This window comes from Dehalogenimonas alkenigignens (assembly GCF_001466665.1).
GTDB classification, from domain to species: Bacteria; Chloroflexota; Dehalococcoidia; order Dehalococcoidales; family Dehalococcoidaceae; genus Dehalogenimonas; species Dehalogenimonas alkenigignens.
The window spans coordinates 1,129,961-1,150,071 of record NZ_KQ758903.1 but is presented as its reverse complement, the minus strand read 5'-3'; the positions used below and the strand labels follow the sequence as shown (position 1 = coordinate 1,150,071).

Here is a 20,111-nt window from a genome sequence, read left to right as displayed (position 1 = left end):
TAACAGACCCTTCGGCAGGCGCTCAAATCCCTATTGCAAGGGCACATGAATAGTGCTAATATCCTTCCCATCTGTCGGAGGAGGCCCCCGGCTGCCGGGGGTGACAGGTTCTGTGGTAATCGAGGAGTTAAGGCCAAAAGGATAAACGCCTCGCGCACTTGCCCCCCGTGGTAAGCAGCAACCGGACTCCCTCCGCCGACATACTGCCCCATCGGCGCTAAGCCGCAGACGCCATAGCAGGTCCCGCTATTGAGAAGACGCCCCGGGCTGCCTTCTCATCCCGACGCCGATCTTTTATGCTCCCCAGCCTGGTCGTATTCGGCCTTACTATTGCCGGAATCATCTTCCGACCCTTCCGCCGCTCGGAGGCTTTCATGGCCTGCCTCGGCGCTGCGGCCATGGTCGTTCTAGGCATAATCACTCTCAGCGACGCAGCCGTTGCCCTCTCCGGCAGCCTTAACGTCCTGGGTTTCTTCCTCGGCCTGATGGTGGTGGCTGCCGTAGCCGAATCCGCCGGCCTGGTGGAAGCCGTCACTCAACGGGCGGCGGCCTGGTCCGGCGGCAGCGGGCGGCGACTGTTGCTCATCGTGTTCGGCGTTGGCGTGGTCACTACCAGCCTGTTATCCAATGACGCCACAGCGCTGATGCTGACGCCGGTGGTCTTCCTGCTGGCCCGGCGCTTGAGCCTCGACCCGCTGCCCTATGTATTTGCCTGCGCTTTTATCGCTAACGCCGCATCTTTCCTGCTGCCAGTGGCTAATCCGGTAAACCTGCTGGCCGTTGACGCTTTCGACCTGCGTCTCGGCGACTATCTCGTCCACCTGCTGCTGCCGGGTCTGGTGGTCATCGGCGCGACCGCCGCAATATTCCTGTTCATCTTCCGCCGCGAGACCGGCCGGACGTTTGCCGTCCCCGCCCCGCCTCCGCCCGGCCGTCCGATGCTGCGGCTTGTTATCGTGGTATTGTTCGGCATTGTTGCCGGCTACGTCATCTTCTCTTTAAACGGCTGGCCGTTGTCGCTGCCGGTGCTGGCCGGCGCCGCTGTGCTGCTGACCATGGGATCGATGGGCAGCCGCCTCAAATGGCCGGAGCTGGCGCGCTCGGTCTCGTGGTCGATCTTACCCTTCGTCGCCGCCCTGGCGGTGCTGGTCAAGGGACTGGAAGCCGGCGGCGCTACTGCGGCGTTAGCCGGCCTTTACGATGGACTTCTGGGCAACGGCGGGCTGGCAGCCGGCCTGGCGACCTCTTTTTCCACCGCCGCCGCTTCCAACGTTATGAACAACTGGCCGGCGATGATGGTCTCGGTGACCACCCTTTCCGGCGCCCCGGAGGCCGTGGCCCAGAACCCCGGCCTGCCCTACCAGGCTATCCTCGGCGCCGCCCTGGGACCCAACATCGCCGTTATGGGCTCGCTGTCTTCCATGCTGTGGCTGGTGCTGCTGCGCCGCCGCGGCCTTTTTGTCAGTGCCGGGGCCTTTTTCAGGCTGGGGATGCTGGTCACCCCGGCGGCTCTCCTTTTGGGCAGTTTGACGTTATACCTCTTGTCTTAATATGAAACAGTATTCGCCGGACCCCGCCGTTAACAAAAGCCTTCGCTATTCCGTACTTGACGGCGCCTCTTACAACGCCATGCTGGGGCTCACCCAGGACTTCATGGCGCCCTTCGCCCTGGCGCTCAAGGCATCCACCGCCCAGATCGGCCTTCTCTCCAGCCTGCCCAACCTGGCGCTGGCGCTGTCGCAGCTTGGCGCTCCGTTCATCTCCGAACGGCTGCGCAGTCGTAAGAGCCTGCTGGTGCCTTTGGCCTTAGCCCAGGCGGTGCTGTGGCTGCCGCTTTTTCTGATGCCGCAGCTCTTCCATGGGGCCGCAGTGTGGTGGCTCATCGGCTTGTTCACAATAGGCAGCGTCCTTGGGGCGCTCGGTAATCCAGCCTGGGGCGGCATGATGGCCGACCTGGTGCCCGCCGGCCTGCGCGGGCGTTACTTCGGCTGGCGCAACAAGATCGGCGGCATGACCCTTCTGGCCTGTTTCATCCTGGGCGGGGCATCCTTACAGCTTTCCAGCAGCCACGTGTTCTTCGGTTTCGGGCTGCTCTTCGGCGCCGCCGCCATCTTCCGGCTGGCCTCGGCTTTCTTCCTTTCCCGCATGCAGGAGCCGCCGCCGCGCCGCTGCGCCGAGCCGTGGCAGCCGCTGCGCGAAATTAAAAACATCTCCGGCACGCGGGCCGGCCGCTTCAGCCTGTTCGTTGCCGCCATGATGCTGTCCACCCACCTGGCGGGACCGTTCTTCGCCGTTTACATGCTGCGGGAGCTGGGTTTCAGCTACTGGACATTCGTGGTCGTCACCGCGGCCGCGGCGGTGGCCAATTTTCTGTTCATTGGATTCTGGGGCCGCCTGGCCGACCGGATCGGTCACATCAAGATAGTGCGCTTAACCGCGTGGCTGGTGCCCCTGAACCCTATCCTGTGGCTGGGCGGGCATTCGCTGCCCTATCTGCTGGTTATCCAAGTCTTCTCTGGTTTTTCCTGGAGCGGTTTTAACCTGGCCGCGCCCAACTTCCTGTTCGAAGCAGCGGCGCCGGAGCGCCGGACCCGGGCTATCGCTATCTATAACGCCGCCTCCGGTCTGGCTATCTGTACGGGCGCGCTGCTGGGAGGCCTCATCGCCCCGCGGATGCCGGATTTTTTCGGCCACGGCTTTCTGACGCTGTTCCTGCTCTCCGGCCTTGCCCGGGCGCTGGCTTCGGCGCTGCTCCTGCCGCGAGTGGACGACGCCAAAGCCGCCGATCTCAAGCTTTCGCCGTCTTCTCCTCAGTTTTCGCCGCTCCCGGCAAGACTGGTGCCGTCGCCGGTTGAGCTGCGGCTGATCGAGACGGCGGCGCCGTTTCAGCCGGCTGCCGCCGGTATCTTGACAGCTGCCGCCGTTCTTCCATTGGAGGTCAAGCGGCCGCCGGAGCCCTACCCGCCGTGGCCGCCTTAAAAATATTTTTATTTTATAGCTGGGTCAAAGCTACATGAATATTGACGCCGTTTGCAGGTTTGCTACAATTAATAGCACTTAGATGCCCAAGGAGAATAAACAGGTGACCGAAGAATCTCTGATTGCCGAAGACAAGGCCGAACCCCCCTCGTGCTCGCCCGAAGCTGACGAACCTCCCCTTAGTCCGTCCGTTTTCCGCCGTAAGTTCTACCCCGATGTCAGCGATGCCCAGTGGAACGACTGGCGCTGGCACTTCCGGAACCGCATCACCTCCGTAGAAGACCTTTCCCGCTTTATCCCTCTTACCGTCAAGGAACGCACCAGGCTCAAGCTGGTTTCCGCGCGTTTCCCGCTGGCCGTCACCCCCTACTACCTGTCGCTGATGGACCTGGACGATCCATGCGATCCGGTTCGCCTCCAGGCGGTGCCAAGCAGCTTGGAAGTAGCCGCCGGCGCCGGGCACGAGGATCCACTGGCTGAAGAGCGCGACTCGGTGGTGCCCGGCCTGGTGCACCGCTATCCGGACCGGGTACTTATGGTCTTGACCGATATCTGCGCCATGCTCTGCCGCCACTGCACCCGCAAGCGCGAATGGCACCACGGCGGCTGGATCCACACCCCGGCCGAGATCGAACGGATGCTGGACTACATCCGCAGAACCCCTCAGGTGCGCGACGTCATCATCTCCGGCGGCGACCCGCTGACCCTGTCCACGCCGCAGCTAGAAAAAGTCCTGTCCGCTTTGCGGCAGATCCCGCACGTCGAGATCATCCGTATCGGCACCCGCTTCCCGGTGGTGCTGCCGCAGCGCATCGACGAAGAGCTTTGCGCCATGCTGTCCAAATACGGCCCCATCTGGCTCAACACCCATTTCAACCACCCCAACGAAATTACGCCCGAGGCTGCCGGAGCCTGCGACCGACTGCTGCGCGCCGGCGTCCAGGTCAATAACCAGAGCGTCCTCCTGCGCGGCGTCAACGATACCGTAGATACCCAGTTAAAGCTTTGCCACGGCTTGCTCAGGGCCAAGGTCCGCCCCTACTACCTCTTCCAGTGCGACCAGGTCCAGGGCACTGAATACTTCTGGACGCCAGTGGAAGTCGGTTTGCGTATCATCGAAGGCATGCGCGGCCATACCTCCGGCCTGGCCATCCCCAATTATGTCATCGACCTGCCGGACGGCCGGGGTAAAATCCCCCTGACGCCGAACTATGTCCTCACCCGTACCGACCACGAGCTGGTGGTACGCAACTATGAAGGGCATATCAGTCACTTCACCAACCCTAAATCTGCGCCCCTACCCCGCAAACCGAAAGTTGGAGTTACGGCGCCGCCGCAGCTTCCGTTTGGCTGGACCGTCACTGAGGTAAAGAATGAAGATAGGGCTGGCATACGACCTTAAACAATCCGTCATCGCCGGCCCCGATGCACCCGCCGATGCCCTTGAGGAATATGACTCCGCCGAAACGGTGAGTCTCATCTCGGCGGCTATTGAAGGATCGGGTCATACTCCGATACTGCTTGGCGGCGGCAAACAGTTCCTGTTGAGCGTGCTCCGTGAACCGATAGACTTCGTCTTCAACATCGCCGAAGGCAGAGGTGCCTATCGTTCGCGTGAAGCGCAGGTTCCGTCGGTGCTGGAGATGCTCGGTATTCCTTATACCGGCGCCGATCCTCAGACGCTTTCAATCGCCCTTGATAAGCCGTTGACCAAACAAATCGTCCAGGCTGCCGGCGTGACCACGCCCGGTTGGCGCTTTTTCGATGCCCCGGGTCAAGCCCGTTCGGCTGATTGGCACGGCTTCCGATTCCCGGCCTTCGTCAAGCCCGCCTTCGAAGGATCGAGCAAGGGTATCCGTCTGACCTCGCTGGCCACCAACCCGGCCGAGGTCGCCGACCACGCCGAGGCATTGTTCAAGAACTATGGCTCTCCGGTCATCGCTGAGGAATTCATTGACGGCGACGAGGTGACCTGCGGCATCATCGGCAACATTGGTGCCGCCGCCCCGCCGCTGGTAATGCCGATGCGGATCGTACCCCGGCAAAAAGCCGGTCCGTTCATCTATTCGCTGGAAGTCAAACGTGACTACAAGAACCTGGTCGATTACGAATACCCGGCCAGGCTTCCGGCGGAGGTTATCGACCGCATCAAGTCACAGGCGCTGGCTGTTTTCGGCACGCTCGGCTGCCGTGATTTCACCCGCATGGATTTCCGCGTCGCCGCTGACGGCACTCCGTATTTTTTGGAGGTCAACCCTCTGCCGGGTCTATCGCTCGACAGCGACCTTTTTATCATTGCCACGGCGATGGGCTGGAGTCACGCCATGATGATCCGGTCCATCCTTACCGCCGCAATCAGCCGGTATCCCGGGCTCCGATGATCCCCTTCAAGCCGTTGCGGGTAGCCTTGATCTTCAACGCGCCGGTGCCTTCGCTCTATGACGCCCGCGGCGAATCAAGGGCTGAAACCGGGGTGATGGATGCCGTAGCCTGTGTCGGACAGGCGCTAACCAGTCTCGGTCACGACTGGATCAGTTACCCTTTATTGCCGCCGGTCGGCAGGGCGGGAAAAACGCTGGCGTCAATCGAAGCTGATATCGTTTTCAACCTGTTCGAAGGATTTGCCGGCATGCCTGGGACGGAAGCGGAGGTCGCCGCTTCCCTTGAGGCCTTAATAATACCATTTACCGGTTCGCCGTCAGCCGCCCTGGCGTTGACGCTCGATAAATCGGACGCCGCCGCCGTCCTGCGCCAGGCCGGTGTTCCAACGCCGATCCAGCAACTGTGCGATGGAACAGACTTCTCGGATTTCAGTCTGGATTTTCCCTGTATCGTCAAGCCGCGTTCTGATGACGCTTCGCATGGCTTGTCCGAAACAAGCGTGGTATTTGATCTGCCGGCTCTGAAAGCCGAAGTGAAATCGATGGTGGAAAGGTACGACGGTTCGCCAGCCCTGGTTGAGGAGTTCCTACCGGGCCGGGAATTTAACGCGACTGTTTTTGGCGCCGCCAGCCGGGAGGTTTTACCGATTTCGGAAATTCTTTATACCTTGCCCCAGGGCCTGCCCCCGATTCTGACCTTCGCCGCCAAATGGGAGCCTCAAAGCGCCTATTTTCAAAACACCAGCGTCAAGTGCCCGGCGGAGATCGACCCGCTCCTGGATGCTGCCCTCAGAAAAACCGCTTTAGCTGCCAGTGCCGCTGCCGGCTGCCGCGGTTATGCCCGGGTGGATATGCGCCTCGATGCCTCCGGCCGTCCGGTGGTTATTGAGGTTAATGCCAATCCGGACTTAGCCCCCGACGCCGGAATGACACGGCAGGCCGGCGCCGCCGGGCTGTCGTATCAAAGCATGGTTGAAAAAATCATCGGCTTCGCTCTGGAGGTAAGATGATCGTTTACAGGGAGATCGTCCCGGGAGATCTGCCCGTCCTGAAGTCAATACTGCGCCGGATTCAGGAATTCGCCCCTGATGAGTTGCCGGTGGCGGATGAAGTGCTTGAGGCTTCGGCGGCAAATCCGAAAGATTCGGGTTACTATACCGTAGTCGCCGAGTTGGAAGGCAGCCCTGTCGGCTACGCGACTTACGGCAACACTCCTCTTTCCCGCGGCAACTGGGAAATCTACTGGGCTGCCGTGGACCCGGCAGTCCAGGGCCGCGGCATCGGGCGGGAATTGATGAATCGCTGCGAGACAGCGGTCAAGCAGCGCGGCGGCTGGCAAATCACCCTTGAAACATCTTCCACACCCCAATACGCCAGGACGAGGCGTTTTCACGCCAGCTGCGGGTATACCGAGATAGCCCGAATCCCGGACTTTTACGACCGCGGCGATGACCTGGTCGTCTTCTATAAAAAGCTCGGCTAGGCGGTACGCCGGTTACAATGGAATAAGGCGTTGCCGATATTCAGACTGCATCCCTCGCAGAGGCACTCTTCAGCCACCGTAGCGGCATCGGTTTTGGCCGGCTTGGGCGGCCGCCGGCAATACAGCCCGGGCAGCTTCTCATCGAATAAAACTCCGACCAGCTCTCTCAAACGGCTGCTGTTGCAGCCTCGGCGCCGCCCGGACTCGCATTCACCGCAGCGGCATGCCATCATCTTTTCATCAAGCGGCTCATCCTGCCCGGTTTCCGGTATAGCCAATCCATTGTTTCCTTTGCTGACATTAGGATTTCAACGGCGGTATAATGTTAATGATATCAAGTATGAATAATAGCATAGAAGCAGCGGGCAAAACCCAGTCAGGCTGCCCCGGCGACGCCGTCAAACAGCGGGGGCCGCAAAAAGCCGAAGGCAAGTTTCGCCTGATATTCCAAACCGCCGCAGACGCCATGCTCCTCTGGGAGCTCCGTTCCGGCAAAACTCCCGTGCTTGCTGAAGCTAACCTACTGGCCGCCCAAAGGCTTGGTTACCCCCCTGAGGCGATGACAGGCCTGGCTTTCGCCGATATCTTTCCGTCGCCGCCGGCTGAATTAACCGCCGTTATCGAACAACCGTCGGACGGACAATTCGGGGTGTTGGAATCGGCATTTCGAACAAAATCAGGCCTGAATGAACCGGTTGAAATCAGTTACAGTACGTTCAACATTGACGGCAGGCGATTCATGCTGTCGATTGCCCGGGATATTTCGGCCCGCAAAGCCGAAGCCTCAACGCTGACGGAGGCATATAACCGGGAAAAATCGCTGCGGCAGGCGCTCGAGACCGAAATCAGTAAAAGGGTGGATTTTACCCGCTCCTTGGTTCATGAACTTAAGACACCGCTGACGCCCCTCATCGCTTCTGGCGAAGCGCTGCTAGAGATTCTCGAGGGCGAGGATGAACTGCGGCTGGCTGGCAACATTTACCGCGGCGCCATGAACCTTGAGCGGCGTATCAACGACCTTCTGGACTTCGCCCGCGGCGAAATGGGCGTCCTGAAAGTCCGCGCTCAACCGCTGGATGTCGCGCCGCTGCTCCTGGACCTGGCCGCTCAGGTATCGCCCCAATTCGACCGCAAAAATCAGTCTCTAGAACTGGAGATCGACGATGACATCCCTCTGGTTATGGCTGATGAGGACCGGCTGCGGCAAATCCTGCTTAACCTGCTCAACAATGCCGGCAAGTTCACGCCGCGCGGCGGGCAGATTACCATCGGCGCGGCGGTTAGTGGTAAAATGCTGCGGTTAAGCGTCGCCGATACGGGCCGCGGCATGACCCTGCAGGAGCAGGCTCATATTTTCAAGCCCTATTACCGTATCGTCGATGATGCCGATCCCAACGACGGCATGGGCATTGGCCTGGCGTTATGTAAAATGCTGGTCACGCTGCAGGGCGGCGATATCTGGTTTGAAAGCGAAAAAGACTGCGGCACGACATTCTATTTTACCTTGCCGCTGACGGCTGAAATGGAGTAGAGATGGTGAATAAACCCGAGTTGACCGTGGTGCTGATCGAGGATGACGCTGAAATCGTCGAAGCGGTAACCCTCACATTCAAGATCCGCTGGCCTCAGGCCACCTTTTTGGCCGCTAACTCCGGCCAGGAGGGCGTGGAACTGGTGGATAAAAACAACCCGGACCTGGTCATTCTTGATCTGGGTTTGCCGGACACCAGCGGCTTCAATGTGCTCAAGGACATCAGGCGTTTCAGCCACGTTCCGGTCATCGTGCTGACCGCCCGGGGAGACGAAACCGATATCGTCCGCGGTCTCGAACTCGGCGCCGATGAATACATCATCAAACCGTTCCGGCAGATGGAACTGCTGGCCAGGGTCAAGGCGGTCATGCGCCGCCAGGAAACTTCTGCCGAGGAATTGCCGCTGACCGTGGGCTCAATGACGCTGGGGCCTTCCATTCGCGATCTTAAACTTAAAGACCGGCGCATCAGCCTCACCCGCACTGAGGGCATCGTCCTCGGGCAATTGATGCGTCATGTCGGTCACCCGGTGAGCCACGCCGTCCTGGCGAAAGCGCTGTGGGGCGAAGAATATCCCGGCGCCGCGGAAAGCCTGAAGGTATATGTCCGCCACCTGCGTGAAAAAATAGAGGATAACCCCTCCGACCCCAAACTGCTGCTCACCCGCATCGGCGCCGGTTATCAGTTAGCCAAGCCGGAATAAAATACCCTCGTCCAGCAGGGCGGGTCATTGACCCGCCCTTTTTTACTGCCGTTAATCGAACTCGAATGGATAAAAAGATGCCCGTACTCAGAGTCGCCCTGCTCCACCTTGACCCCCGCCCCGGAAAACTTGAGGCCAACCGCGCCCTCATTGAACGGTCGGTACGCAGGGCCGCGGCATTGGGAGCGGATTTTATCGTCACCCCAGAACTGGCCGAAAGCGGCTATCACTTCGAAGACTATATAGGCACCGGCTGGATCGGCGAGGAGTCCAAAGCCTGGATAGACCATATGTCCGCTGTCGCCTCTGACCTGGGAGTGACCCTGCTGCTCTCGACCGCCGAGCGTGATCAGGCCACCGGGCACCTGCATAACACCGTATTCGCCCTGACCGGTGCGGGTAAAACAGCCGGCAGATACCGCAAAGTCAACATCCACGAGTCCCATACCACCGAATCCTGGGCCCGCAAAGGCGAAACCGCCGACATTATCGTCCTGCCCCAGTTCAAACTTGGCGTTATGATCTGCGCCGATTCCTGGCCGCCGCATATCGCCCGAGAACTGGCCGAAAAAGGTGCCGAACTCATTATCTCGCCCGCCAACTGGGGCGAGACGCCTTGCCCGCCGGAGAGTTGCTGGGAAAAGCGCAGCCTGGAAACAGGTCTGCCGGTCTGGGTCTGCAACCGCACCGGCACTGAACACGCCCTCAATTTCGAGGATGCCGCCTCGGTCGTAGTCGTCGGCGGCAAACGCCTGCTCAACCACTGCGGCCCGGACTCCGTCATCCTGCTCTTCGACTGGGACCTGGAAAAGAAAACACCGCTTCAAACCGAATTCGAAGTGGTGCCGGTGACCTGACGCATCTCCTCTCCCGTCAGGCGACAGGAGAGAGTGAATATAATTATGCGCGTTATTTCACCGTAGGATAGCCCGCCGCTTCCCACGCCACAATGCCGCCGTCCATATCGTAGACCTCTTTGAAGCCCAGTTCCTTCATCACCGCCACCGCCTGCCCAGAGCGGTTGGACGTTCGGCAGTAAACCAGGTAGCGTTTGCTCTTATCCAGTTTATCGACCTCGGTGCGGAAACTGCCGGAATTGAAATCAATCAGAAGTGCCCCGGCCAGGTGCCCGCCGGTATATTCCGACGGTGTTCTTACGTCCAGAATGATGAAATCTGCCTTGCCGGCGTTTTGCTGAACCATGGCGTAAGCCTCGGCGGCTGAGATTTCCTTGATGATCTGCCCCGGTAGGGTAACGGACGGCTCGTCCGAACACCCGGCGAACGCCGCCGCTAATGCCATGACGGTTATCACCCCAATGAATTTACGCAAATCGGTCCTCCAGATTGGATAATGTGAACCTGGCATGCTCAGGCGCCTGGACGCCTGTCTTACAAATGTATTCGATACCCTTTGCGATTGATGGAAACGTTAATCCTGAATCAGTGCCATGAACTCCGCCCGTGTCGCCGCGCGCTTGGCAAAGATGCCGCGCAGCGCGCTGGTGACCACCCTGGCCCCCGGCTTCTTGATGCCGCGCATGGTCATGCACATATGCTCCGCGGAGATAACCACGCCCACGCCGTCGGGTTTAAGGCCTTCCATAATAGCGTCGGCAATTTCGGTGGCCATGCGCTCCTGGATCTGCGGCCGCCGGGCGATGATGTCGACCACCCTCGCCAGTTTGGAGATGCCGACAACCCGGCCGTCCTCGCCCGGCACGTAGCCGATATGCGCCACGCCTGAGAACGGCAGCAGGTGATGCTCGCACATGGAATAGAACGGGATGTCGCGAAGAATGACCATTTCGCGGTGGCCCAGTTCATAGCCAACCTGCAGCTCGTCAACCGGGTTTTGCGGCATGCCTCCGAAAATCTCGGAGTACATCTGGGCCACCCGCCGCGGCGTGCCCGCCAGGCCTTCGCGTGCAGGGTCGTCGCCAATGGCTTTTAATATGCTCTCGACCGCCGCCTTTATGGCTTCTTCATCGATCATCATAAACACCGTCGCTCCTTGACCCCGGCCGCGGCCGGGATGGAGCAAATCTCCCGTTAGTATTTTTATTTGACCAGGGGTTGATTGTTTTGGACGACAGCTACCGGCCTCGGTCTATCTTCTCCACCGTCGGCTTCAGCCTGGTGACATAAGAATCGTTGCCCAGGTAAAACGCCGGGACCGCTGCCTTTAAGTCCAGTGATCCGCCTTCGGTAAAGGCTTCTTCCAGCCAGTGGGCCGCCACCACCTCCCCCACCAGCAGCTGGTGGTCGCCGTACGGCCGGTCCTCCACCAGTTTGCACTCGTAGGCGGCGTAGGCGTCCGCCAGCACCGGGGCGTTGGTTTTCAGCGGTATGTCGCGGGCGATGTTATAGGCGGCGAACTTGTCCACTGTGGCTCCCTTGCTGCCGCCCACCGCCGCCAGCAGCCGGGCCGACTCCGCGGGCAGGAAATTGACCGCAAACTCCTTGCTGTCAACTATGAGCTGATAGGTGAAACGCCGCGGCGTCAGCATCACGCCGAACAGCGGCGGTTTGGAAGACAGCGGTGTGTGCCAGGTGCAGGTCATGGCATCAGCCTTGCCGTCGTGGTAGGCCGATACCACCACGGCGATGCGCGGATAGTGCTGGTAATAGGCGCCGACGCTTTCTGATACCTGTTTCATCCTGCCGACCTCGTTTCTTTCCCGCCGCTGCCGGGCCTCATTCCAAGGAAGACGACAAAGCAATCTTTAGTTCGTTGCCCCGGGTTCATTATACCACCGCCGCCTCAAGCCGAGACCCTTGACCCGTTGCTAGTACCCGAGCGCCTTTTCCATAGCCGCCAGCTCCGCCGCCACTTCAATAAATTGGCCTGAGAAGCCCTTGATGGCGGTATCGGCATCCTTGAGGCCGCTGCCGGTGACGACGCAGACCACTTTCTGGCCGCCGAAATCAGTACCCCGGCGCTTCATCTTGATCAGGCCGGCTAAAGATGCCGCGGAGGCTGGTTCGCCGAAGATGCCGCCCTTTTCAGCCATAATGCGGTAGGCCTCAAGGATTTCGTCATCACTGACCATGTCGATGACGCCGCCGGACTCGTCGCGGGCTGCTTCAGCCTGTTTCCAGGAAGCCGGGTTGCCAATACGGATGGCGGTGGCGATGGTTTCCGGTTTGTCTACCTTGTGGCCGAGAACGATGGGCGCGGCGCCGGCCGCCTGAAAGCCCATCATTTTAGGCGCCGCGGCGATGATGCCGCGGCCGCGGTACTCCTTGAATCCTTTCCAGTAAGCGGTGATGTTGCCGGCGTTGCCCACCGGCAGGAACAGCAGCTCCGGAGCACCGCCGAGGCTGTCGCAGATCTCGAAGGCCGCTGTCTTCTGCCCTTCGATGCGGTTGGGGTTGACGGAGTTGACCAGGGCCACCGGCTGCTTGTCGCAAAGTTCGCGCACCATCCGGAGGGCGTCGTCGAAATTACCGTCTACCATGACAATTTTAGCGCCGTAGACGATGGCCTGAGCCAGTTTACCCAGGGCGATTTTGCCCTTGGGAATGACAATGATGCTTTCGATGCCCGCCGCGGCGGCATAGGCTGTCGCTGAAGCCGAAGTATTGCCGGTGGAGGCGCAGGCGACCGCCTTGAAACCGTTTTCCAGGGCTTTGGCCACCGCCATCACCATGCCGCGGTCCTTGAAGGAGCCGGTCGGGTTGCAGGCTTCCAGCTTGAAGTACAACTCGCCGGCGCCGAATTCCTTCTCCAGCCGCGGCGACCGGACAAGGGGGGTGTCGCCCTCGCCCAGGGTGATGAGCGGCGTCTTGTCCGTTACCGGAAGGAATTTGCCGTATTGCGCCAGCACGCCCGGTTTCGCCATATTCATCCTGTCCTTTTGAATTCTAATTTGCCTTTGATTTTCAACATTCGGATTTCGGATTGGGTTATATTCCTACGCGAATGAAATTGTTGACCGCCTTGATAGTATCCAGACGGTCGAGTGCTTCCACGGCCCGACGGACAGCCGATTCTCTGGCTGGATGGGTCATGATAACCACCTCGGCTGATTCGGTGGTTTCGTCAACTTCTTTCTGGATAACTGAGGAAATGCTGATGTTGTTGTCGCCGAAAATGCCGGCAATATGGGCCAGCACGCCCGGTTTATCCGCCACATTCAGCCGGAAGTAGTAGCGGGTGGTAATGTCCGCCATCGGCCGCAGCCGCTTGCCTCCGTCAAGCCGCCACCTCATGCGGTTGCCCACGCCCGAGGCCGCCTCCTGGGCTGAGGCTAGTACGTCGGCGACTACGGCCGAGGAGGTCGGCGCCGGGCCTGCGCCCTGGCCGGAGAAGATGACGTCGCCCACCAGATCCCCGGTGGTCAGCACGGCGTTGAAGACGCCGTCGACCTTGGCCAGGAAGTAGTCCCGGGGCAGGAACACCGGGTGCACCCGGAGTTCAATCTCCCCCTCCGACTCCTTGGCGATAGCCAATAGCTTGATGACAAAGCCAAGTTCTTCGGCGTACTTGAAGTCGCGCGCTTCGAGTTTGGTGATGCCTTCGCGGTAAATGTCATCCGGCTTCACCTCGGTCTGGAAAGCCAGCATGGACATGATGGACAGCTTATAGACCGAATCGAAACCCTCGATATCATTTGCCGGGTTGCGCTCGGCGTAGCCCAGCGACTGGGCCTGTTTCAGAGCCTCGGAAAATTCGATTCCCTCGCGGGCCATCCGTGTCAGGATGTAGTTGGTGGTGCCGTTGATAATGGCGAAGATGCCTTTAATCTCATTAGCCGAGAGATCGTATTGGAACGGCTGCAGCAGCGGGATGCCGCCGCCGACCGCGGCTTCGAAGCGCAGGCCGACGTTGTTTTTCCGCGACAGGTCCAGTAGTTCGGCGGCGTGCTTGGCGATGACCTCTTTGTTGGAGGAGACGACGTGTTTACCGCTCCGGAGGGCTTTTTCCAGATAGTTGAAGGCGGGAAACTCGCCGCCGATAGCTTCGACGACGATGTCGATGCCCGGCGTGGCCCAGAAGTCGACCTCGTCGGTGGTGAATAGCTCCCGTGGGAATTCGGCGATGATAGGCCGGGTCAGGTCGATGTCGGCGATTTTCACCCGCCTCAGTTCAACAGGCACGCCGACCTGAGCTGACAGCCGGTCCGCCCGGTCGCGCAGCACCCGGGCTACGGCGCCGCCGATAATGCCGATACCGATAAGTCCGATTCCGATGCTGGTTTTTCTCATCGTTGTTCCTTGTTCTAGACGTTCCGGTTGGTCAACTGCCCTATTATATAATAATTACCCGCCCGAGGCGTCTGCCCGGGGCGGGTAATCGTGGTAAACCCCGCGGTCCGGTTATGCCAGCGACTGCTCGGCTATGAGGTCGCGCTGCTCGTCAGTCAATTCCACTCTATCAATTTCATTTGCCGGGTCGTCTCTAATGACCGTCAGCCATTCTGAGAAAGCGGCGTTGACGAGCTTGTCCAGGTCGTCTTCGGTAAAGGTGCGGCTGGATTCAACCGCCTTGACCTGATACAGCCAGTAGGCGCCGGTGGTGTTGGAGTCCTTGGTAAGAATCGGCTGGCTGATTTCGTTGACCGTCGCCCCTTCGGAAAAGGCGTAAACCGCTACCGGCCCGGTGGAAGTGCCGAGTGTCAGAGTGCCAAGATCGCCGCCGGTATCTTTGGTCATTGCGTCCTGAGAGTACTCAGCGGCCAGCGCGGCGAAATCGCCGCCTTCCGCCAGTTTAGTCCGAACTTCTTCAGCCTTCTCTATCGTCGGCACCAGGATGCCCAGAACCTTGGCCGTGGACGCTTCGTCGGTCGTTGTTTTTTCGGTAATTTTAACTACCCAGTAGCCTAATTGCTTGCTCTTGGCTTGATCGTACAGCACGCCGATGCCGCCCTCGGCGGCGCTGAATGCCGCTTCATCCAGTCCGGCGGCAAAAAGCAGGCTGTCCAGAATACCCTGCGGGTGGAAACCCATATCGCCTTTATTGGTGATGGTGGTCGAATCCAGCGACAGTTCAACGGTGATATCGGCAAACGATTCACCGGATTCAAGCCGATCCTTGACCGCCTCGGCTTGAGCCGCGCTCTCAAGAAGCATTGCCAGGACCTGGCGCTGCGGGCCGGCGCTGCCGATTTCCACCTTGAATTTTTGCTCGGTCAGCTTTTCCGCCAGCAGCGAGCTGTAAACGATATCGCGGGTGGTGGGGTTGCTCTTGATGCCGGCCGTTTTTATGGTCTCGGCGACCTCGTCATTACTTACGGTGATGCCGAGTTCGGCGGCTTTCTGTTTCATGAGTTCGTTCTGGGTTATTTGATCGATCACCGGGTCGATAAAAAGGTATGAGTAGGTCGGATCTCCGCCGGTGTAATAATTCACCATGCGGGCAATATACTGGGCGTTGAATTTGGTGCCGTTTACTGTCAGCACTGTCTTCTGAAGCGGCAGGTAGACCGGCAGCAGCCACTGGGTGACGCCGCCCACCGCCAAGAGAGCCGCCACCGCGCCGATAATGCCAAAGCCGATCCATCGGGTTATCTTCTGGCGCTTTTTTTGGGCGGCCAACTTGGATTGAGCTTTGACCGAAAGCGTATGCGTCGCGTGGGAATGTGATTTATGCTTCTTTTTCGCCAATCAGGTACTCTCCGTTCTTTAAAGTTGTCCTCGTCATGTTATCAGGAAAATGTGAAGGCATTATGCAGATTTGTTGTCACCACGCCGCAATCTGATCTCCAGCCACTTCACCGGCGGCACGCCTTTAAGGCTGGCGATTAAAGCGTTAACTATATTGGTCATAAATTCTCTTGGAAAAGCGGAAAGGGCTACCGATTCGCCGTTAATATTGAGCGAGATCCTCTCCAGGTTGGGCAGAATATATCCTTTTTCGATCAAGTCCGCCACTTCTCCGACTTCGCTTAAGCGAAACCTCCGGGCTGATTCACCGGGGTAGTCGTCGTCGGTAATAACGGCTACCCGGCTTTTAATGTCCTCCAGCGGCGTCCCGGCACCGCGGCGCCAGATCTCGAATTTCGGTATCCCTGAGCTTTTGAATCCCTCGGCAATGATAATGTCGTATTCGTCGCCCAGCAGTCGGGCGATCTCATCCAGCGGGTTCTCGGATGAGCACGGCTTTGTTAGTATTAACGCCCCAGGCGTCGCCGCGATAGTGGCATCGGCTCCGGCGGCCAGATGCCGCTCGGTATCTCGGACCGGTGCCGCCGGTTGAAAATGCTGCGGCACATGCTTGACGGTGGCGACTTTATAACCCCGGCCTTTGAGTTCCGGCACCAGTCGCTCAATGAAGGTTGTTTTTCCTGATTCGGAGCGCCCGACAAAGGCGATAATGGGTGCCGTCAACTGCATCCTCCGGATAATAGGCAAGTCGTTCTGTGAGCCTTAATTATAGGTTGTTGCATCGGTGCTGTGCAACGAATGGCCCGGCTCAAGCGAACCCTTACTAAGGTACCGGTGACATGTCGGCATATCAGTCATATAATCCGATAAGACAGCGGAGGATTTTATGGAAAATGATGTTGAAGTTTCGCCGGCTGAGGATATGCTCCGGGAGGCAGCCCAGGCGCGGCTGATCGAGCTGACCGGAGAATATTACGTTCTGCGCGACCAGTATCACTGCATGGCTCTGGACCCCTCGGCTTTCAACAAGCATCACGGACAGATGCAGTCGGTTCTTTTGGCTGAAAGGCTGGAGGAGATCGTCGAAGAGACAAAAAAACTGGTGCCCGTGGTTTATCCCCAGCTTGAATTCAAAATCGGCGGCTGAACCCGGCCGGTACCGCCGGCTGCCGTCAACTCGATATAATTTTTCCCCAAAAATGACAAAGATCGTTTGACAGCCCTAACGTACACATGTGCTATAATACGCGCCTGATGTCAACTTGCTTGCCAGCCGCCTGCCGTTTTACAGGGCTCGTTGTAACCTGCTCGCTTCCCGCCACGAGTTCATACCGCCTGACCAATTGTTTGCACTGCCCGAGCTGCAGTGTAATGATGTCCCGCGTTCAGCCGGGATTTGTTTCGCGGCGTCGTCGGAACCGTTGTCCGCCCGTCCCCCGATGGGAAACCCGTTGTTTTTTTTGGTTCGTTTTTACCGGAACGGCAGCTTCGGGAACCCTTCGTTTTGCAAAATGATTCTACAATAGGCTTAATCGTGGAAATCAAGGTTCGTTCCAAATATAAATGGAATGCGCTTGGGAAACAAAAAACAAACCGCGGCGGGAGCGAGTCGTTTCAGTCGTTTTCCATATGACTCACGACCCAGGACGCACAACGTTATTTGACCCGCCGCCGGTCTTGGCCTAGAGTTATCACGATGATGAGGTAACGCGATGAATATCGGCGTCCTGCAGTTCAGCATTCGGCTCCCGGAGAGCCACTCCCTCAAGGAGAAGCGCCAGGTGGTCAAGTCGCTGGTAGCCCAGCTCCACAATCGCTTCAACGTCTCGGCGGCGGAGGTAGAAGACCAGGACCTGTGGCAGACGGCTGTCGTCGGCGTCGCCTGCATCAGTAACGACAAGAAGCACACCAACGAGGTGCTGTCCAAAGCCTTAGCCTTCACCACTACTTACGACTTCGAGCTTCTCGAGTCCAACATCGAGATCATCGACTACTGACATGGACGTCCGGGAGTTCGTCGAGTATCTTCGTACCAAGTCGGAAATGGCCGGCCAGATCGCTCATCTTGAGGAAATCCCGCCGAGAGAAGCGGTCTATGCGGATCTTGAGCAGCCGCTGGATTCCCGCCTGGAGGGCTGCCTCAGGGCAAAGGGATTGTGGCCGCTCTATAGCCACCAGGCTCAGGCGGTTGACACCGCCCGGCGCGGCGATAATGTCTTTATCGCTACACCGGCTGCCTCAGGCAAGAGCCTGGGTTATTACATCCCGGTCATGCAAACCTTGCTGACCGATGACGTCGCCACCACCCTGTACCTGTCGCCGACCAAAGCCTTGGCCCAGGATCAGTTGAAACACGTCAAAGACCTGTTCGCCCCGGAAGCCATTGGCCGGGGTGATTTCGCTACCTTTGACGGCGATACGCCGGCAAGCGACCGGACAACCATACGCGCCAGCGCCAGGCTGATCTTTTCCAATCCGGACATGCTTCACGTCGGTATCCTGCCCAATCACCAGAACTGGCGGCGTTTCCTGGCTAACCTTAAGTACGTCATCATTGATGAAGCCCATTTGTACCGCGGCGTCTTTGGTTCTCACCTGGCGCTCTTGTTGCGGCGACTGCGGCGCGTCTGCCGCCGTTACGGCGCAAAACCCCAGTTCCTGATGGCCTCAGCGACCATCGGCAACCCCTTAGAGTTGGCTGCTCTCCTGACGGGGCTCGATTTTTCAGTCGTCGATGCTGACGGCTCACCTTACGGAGGCAAAGATTTCATCTTCTGGAATCCGCCGCTGATCGACCCGAACCAATCTACTCGTCGAAGCGCCTCGGCGGAGGCCACTTTTCTCTTTGCCGAACTCATCGCCCATGGTATCAGAACGCTTGCGTTCGCCCGGTCCCGGCGTTTGGCTGAAGTCATCTTCGTCCATGCCCGGGAGCGTCTCTTGAAAACAGCACCCGAAAAAGTCTTACTTATTAAGCCATACCGAGCAGGCTATCTGGCAGAAGATCGCCGCCTTATTGAGAAAGAGTTGTTCGCGGGAAGGCTGGAAGGAGCCGTGACCACATCGGCGCTGGAACTTGGCGTCGACATCGGTTCGCTGGATGCCACTTTAATAACCGGTTATCCGGGATCATCCGCTAGCGTTTGGCAACAAGCCGGCCGAAGCGGCCGGCGGCGGCAAAGGTCGCTGTCGGTACTGGTTGCCCGCAATGACCCGTTGGATCAATATTACATGCGCCACCCGGAATTTTTCTTTGAAGGGCTGCCTGAATACGCCTTGCTCAATCCCGAGAATCCATATATTTCAGGCGCCCACCTGCTTTGTGCGGCATGGGAAATGCCGCTTTCGCCCAAGGAATTCGAGTTGTTCGGGCCTTCTTTCAGGGTGAATCTGGATTCGCTGGTTCGCCGCGGTCTGTTGAAGGAGCGGCTCGGTCGTTATTATCCTTCGGCAGATATATCTTACCCGGCCGGGGAGATCAGCATCAGGGGCATCGGCGGTAAGGAGTACACGGTCATTGATGGCGGCAGCGGCGTTCTGCTGGAGGTGCTAGACTCTGCTACCGCCATGTTCCAGTTGTTTCCCGGGGCTGTCTATCTGCACCAGGGTGAGAGTTACATTGTCCGCGATTTGGATTTGGAAACCCGGATCGTGCGCGCGGAACCATTCGACGGCAGTTATTATACCGAGGTCAAAGACATTACCGAACTTAGAGTCCAGCGGGTGCTGAAGTCGCTTTTCATCCGAGGCACTGCTGTGAAGCTAGGAGAAGTGGAAGTCTCGGTGACCGTCGTCGGTTTTAAGCGTAAAGCACAATATACCGAGGAGGTGTTGGGAGAAGGAGCGCTTTCGCTGCCGCCCCAGCGTTTCGAGACGGTGGCTGTTTGGTTCGAGATACCTGCCCATCTGGCGGATAGACTTTCTTCCGGTCTGGATCTGGCAGGTGCCATACATGCGGTTGAACACGCCGCCATCGGCGTTCTGCCTCTGTTCGCCCTGTGTGATCGTAACGATATCGGAGGGCTCTCGACACCGCTGCATCCGGACACCGGTGAGGCTACCATTTTCATCTATGACGCCCACCCGGGAGGCGTCGGCATTGCCGAAAAGGGTTATGAGATCCTTTTAGACTGGTGGGAAGCTACTCTAAGCATTATCACTGAATGCCCTTGCAATTCTGGATGCCCCGCCTGCGTTCAATCTCCTAAGTGTGGCAACAATAACGAACCTCTTGATAAGGCCGGGGCAACTGCGCTTCTGAATGGATTGCTCGGTGTTACCGTATCCGGAAAACAAACGGATTAGGAAAAACGTAGCCCCGATGATATACTTTTTAATCATTAAGTTACGCGTAGTTATCACGCCGGTGTTAATCAGGTACCCGACTGTAAATTTACGACCTGATTTGAGCCCTGTATGTTGAGT

General features: G+C 58.6%; 20 protein-coding genes. 12 read left to right on the top strand and 8 right to left on the bottom strand.

Going from position 1 to position 20,111, the window contains the following annotated elements; all coding sequences use genetic code 11:
* Positions 1 to 296 precede the first annotated feature (296 nt).
* The 6 genes from DEALK_RS06105 (at position 297) to DEALK_RS06080 (ending at position 6,843) form a co-directional block, all read left to right on the top strand.
* On the top strand, positions 297 to 1,550 hold the full coding sequence (locus DEALK_RS06105) for an ArsB/NhaD family transporter (protein WP_058439391.1): 1,254 nt from the start codon (positions 297 to 299) through the stop codon (positions 1,548 to 1,550).
* A gap of 1 nt (position 1,551) precedes the next feature.
* Positions 1,552 to 2,979, top strand: a complete 1,428-nt coding sequence (locus DEALK_RS06100; RefSeq protein ID WP_058439390.1) for an MFS transporter — start codon at positions 1,552 to 1,554, stop codon at positions 2,977 to 2,979.
* Positions 2,980 to 3,082: 103 nt separating this feature from the next.
* A complete protein-coding gene (locus tag DEALK_RS06095) occupies positions 3,083 to 4,381 on the top strand; it encodes a KamA family radical SAM protein (RefSeq protein WP_240608175.1) in 1,299 nt (432 codons plus the stop codon).
* Positions 4,353 to 5,360: a D-alanine--D-alanine ligase family protein gene (locus DEALK_RS06090; RefSeq protein ID WP_058439388.1), complete on the top strand. Its 1,008-nt coding sequence runs from the start codon at positions 4,353 to 4,355 to the stop codon at positions 5,358 to 5,360. The genes DEALK_RS06095 and DEALK_RS06090 overlap by 29 nt, the downstream gene beginning before the upstream one ends.
* Complete coding sequence (locus tag DEALK_RS06085) at positions 5,357 to 6,370, top strand: D-alanine--D-alanine ligase family protein (RefSeq protein ID WP_058439387.1); 1,014 nt, start codon at positions 5,357 to 5,359, stop codon at positions 6,368 to 6,370. The genes DEALK_RS06090 and DEALK_RS06085 overlap by 4 nt, the downstream gene beginning before the upstream one ends.
* Positions 6,367 to 6,843 (top strand): GNAT family N-acetyltransferase, encoded by a 477-nt coding sequence (locus DEALK_RS06080; protein WP_058439386.1) that lies wholly within the window; start codon positions 6,367 to 6,369, stop codon positions 6,841 to 6,843. The genes DEALK_RS06085 and DEALK_RS06080 overlap by 4 nt, the downstream gene beginning before the upstream one ends.
* Here DEALK_RS06080 and DEALK_RS06075 read toward each other — a convergent pair.
* The gene (locus DEALK_RS06075; protein WP_058439385.1) at positions 6,840 to 7,121 is read right to left on the bottom strand and encodes a hypothetical protein; all 282 of its coding nucleotides are present in this window, start codon (positions 7,119 to 7,121) and stop codon (positions 6,840 to 6,842) included. The genes DEALK_RS06080 and DEALK_RS06075 overlap by 4 nt on opposite strands.
* Before the next feature lie 62 nt (positions 7,122 to 7,183).
* Between DEALK_RS06075 and DEALK_RS06070 the strand changes: the two genes are divergently transcribed.
* The 3 genes from DEALK_RS06070 to DEALK_RS06060 all read left to right on the top strand — a co-directional run bounded on the left by DEALK_RS06070 (position 7,184) and on the right by DEALK_RS06060 (position 9,935).
* The gene (locus DEALK_RS06070; protein WP_058439384.1) at positions 7,184 to 8,374 is read left to right on the top strand and encodes a PAS domain-containing sensor histidine kinase; all 1,191 of its coding nucleotides are present in this window, start codon (positions 7,184 to 7,186) and stop codon (positions 8,372 to 8,374) included.
* A 2-nt stretch (positions 8,375 to 8,376) separates the two neighbouring features.
* The gene (locus tag DEALK_RS06065; protein ID WP_186007587.1) at positions 8,377 to 9,078 is read left to right on the top strand and encodes a response regulator transcription factor; all 702 of its coding nucleotides are present in this window, start codon (positions 8,377 to 8,379) and stop codon (positions 9,076 to 9,078) included.
* A 77-nt stretch (positions 9,079 to 9,155) separates the two neighbouring features.
* Positions 9,156 to 9,935 (top strand): carbon-nitrogen hydrolase family protein, encoded by a 780-nt coding sequence (locus DEALK_RS06060; RefSeq protein WP_065128830.1) that lies wholly within the window; start codon positions 9,156 to 9,158, stop codon positions 9,933 to 9,935.
* A gap of 52 nt (positions 9,936 to 9,987) precedes the next feature.
* On the opposite strand, the gene DEALK_RS06055 is transcribed toward DEALK_RS06060, so the two are convergent.
* The 7 genes from DEALK_RS06055 to mobB form a co-directional block, all read right to left on the bottom strand.
* Entirely contained in the window at positions 9,988 to 10,410 is a 423-nt protein-coding gene (locus tag DEALK_RS06055; RefSeq protein ID WP_240608177.1) for a rhodanese-like domain-containing protein, read from the bottom strand.
* Between the two features lie 99 nt (positions 10,411 to 10,509).
* Positions 10,510 to 11,073, bottom strand: a complete 564-nt coding sequence (folE, locus tag DEALK_RS06050; protein WP_058440061.1) for a GTP cyclohydrolase I FolE — start codon at positions 11,071 to 11,073, stop codon at positions 10,510 to 10,512.
* A gap of 100 nt (positions 11,074 to 11,173) precedes the next feature.
* Positions 11,174 to 11,737: a flavin reductase family protein gene (locus DEALK_RS06045; protein ID WP_058439382.1), complete on the bottom strand. Its 564-nt coding sequence runs from the start codon at positions 11,735 to 11,737 to the stop codon at positions 11,174 to 11,176.
* A gap of 129 nt (positions 11,738 to 11,866) precedes the next feature.
* Positions 11,867 to 12,922 (bottom strand): threonine synthase, encoded by a 1,056-nt coding sequence (gene thrC / locus DEALK_RS06040; protein ID WP_058440060.1) that lies wholly within the window; start codon positions 12,920 to 12,922, stop codon positions 11,867 to 11,869.
* A gap of 64 nt (positions 12,923 to 12,986) precedes the next feature.
* Entirely contained in the window at positions 12,987 to 14,288 is a 1,302-nt protein-coding gene (locus DEALK_RS06035; protein ID WP_058439381.1) for a homoserine dehydrogenase, read from the bottom strand.
* A 111-nt stretch (positions 14,289 to 14,399) separates the two neighbouring features.
* Positions 14,400 to 15,686 carry a peptidylprolyl isomerase gene (locus DEALK_RS10335; RefSeq protein ID WP_058439380.1) on the bottom strand — a complete coding sequence of 429 codons (1,287 nt, stop codon included), beginning with the start codon at positions 15,684 to 15,686 and terminating at the stop codon, positions 14,400 to 14,402.
* A 60-nt stretch (positions 15,687 to 15,746) separates the two neighbouring features.
* Positions 15,747 to 16,409, bottom strand: a complete 663-nt coding sequence (mobB, locus tag DEALK_RS06025) for a molybdopterin-guanine dinucleotide biosynthesis protein B (protein WP_165802718.1) — start codon at positions 16,407 to 16,409, stop codon at positions 15,747 to 15,749.
* Positions 16,410 to 16,572: 163 nt separating this feature from the next.
* Between mobB and DEALK_RS06020 the strand changes: the two genes are divergently transcribed.
* From DEALK_RS06020 to DEALK_RS06010, 3 genes are all read left to right on the top strand, one after another.
* On the top strand, positions 16,573 to 16,833 hold the full coding sequence (locus DEALK_RS06020; protein ID WP_058439378.1) for a hypothetical protein: 261 nt from the start codon (positions 16,573 to 16,575) through the stop codon (positions 16,831 to 16,833).
* A 565-nt stretch (positions 16,834 to 17,398) separates the two neighbouring features.
* Positions 17,399 to 17,683, top strand: a complete 285-nt coding sequence (locus DEALK_RS06015) for a DUF503 domain-containing protein (protein WP_058439377.1) — start codon at positions 17,399 to 17,401, stop codon at positions 17,681 to 17,683.
* Between the two features lies 1 nt (position 17,684).
* Entirely contained in the window at positions 17,685 to 19,991 is a 2,307-nt protein-coding gene (locus DEALK_RS06010) for a DEAD/DEAH box helicase (RefSeq protein WP_058439376.1), read from the top strand.
* The last annotated feature ends 120 nt before the right edge of the window (positions 19,992 to 20,111 follow it).

Bases quoted from the DNA above. Each gene is read 5' to 3' on its own strand.
- DEALK_RS06105 (WP_058439391.1), top strand. From the start codon at position 297: ATGCTCCCCAGCCTGGTCGTATTCGGCCTTACTATTGCCGGAATCATC.
- DEALK_RS06100 (WP_058439390.1), top strand. From the start codon at position 1,552: ATGAAACAGTATTCGCCGGACCCCGCCGTTAACAAAAGCCTTCGCTAT.
- DEALK_RS06090 (WP_058439388.1), top strand. From the start codon at position 4,353: ATGAAGATAGGGCTGGCATACGACCTTAAACAATCCGTCATCGCCGGC.
- DEALK_RS06085 (WP_058439387.1), top strand. From the start codon at position 5,357: ATGATCCCCTTCAAGCCGTTGCGGGTAGCCTTGATCTTCAACGCGCCG.
- DEALK_RS06080 (WP_058439386.1), top strand. From the start codon at position 6,367: ATGATCGTTTACAGGGAGATCGTCCCGGGAGATCTGCCCGTCCTGAAG.
- DEALK_RS06070 (WP_058439384.1), top strand. From the start codon at position 7,184: ATGAATAATAGCATAGAAGCAGCGGGCAAAACCCAGTCAGGCTGCCCC.
- DEALK_RS06065 (WP_186007587.1), top strand. From the start codon at position 8,377: ATGGTGAATAAACCCGAGTTGACCGTGGTGCTGATCGAGGATGACGCT.
- DEALK_RS06060 (WP_065128830.1), top strand. From the start codon at position 9,156: ATGCCCGTACTCAGAGTCGCCCTGCTCCACCTTGACCCCCGCCCCGGA.
- folE (WP_058440061.1), bottom strand. From the start codon at position 11,073: ATGATCGATGAAGAAGCCATAAAGGCGGCGGTCGAGAGCATATTAAAA.
- DEALK_RS06045 (WP_058439382.1), bottom strand. From the start codon at position 11,737: ATGAAACAGGTATCAGAAAGCGTCGGCGCCTATTACCAGCACTATCCG.
- thrC (WP_058440060.1), bottom strand. From the start codon at position 12,922: ATGGCGAAACCGGGCGTGCTGGCGCAATACGGCAAATTCCTTCCGGTA.
- DEALK_RS06035 (WP_058439381.1), bottom strand. From the start codon at position 14,288: ATGAGAAAAACCAGCATCGGAATCGGACTTATCGGTATCGGCATTATC.
- DEALK_RS06020 (WP_058439378.1), top strand. From the start codon at position 16,573: ATGGAAAATGATGTTGAAGTTTCGCCGGCTGAGGATATGCTCCGGGAG.
- DEALK_RS06015 (WP_058439377.1), top strand. From the start codon at position 17,399: ATGAATATCGGCGTCCTGCAGTTCAGCATTCGGCTCCCGGAGAGCCAC.
- DEALK_RS06010 (WP_058439376.1), top strand. From the start codon at position 17,685: ATGGACGTCCGGGAGTTCGTCGAGTATCTTCGTACCAAGTCGGAAATG.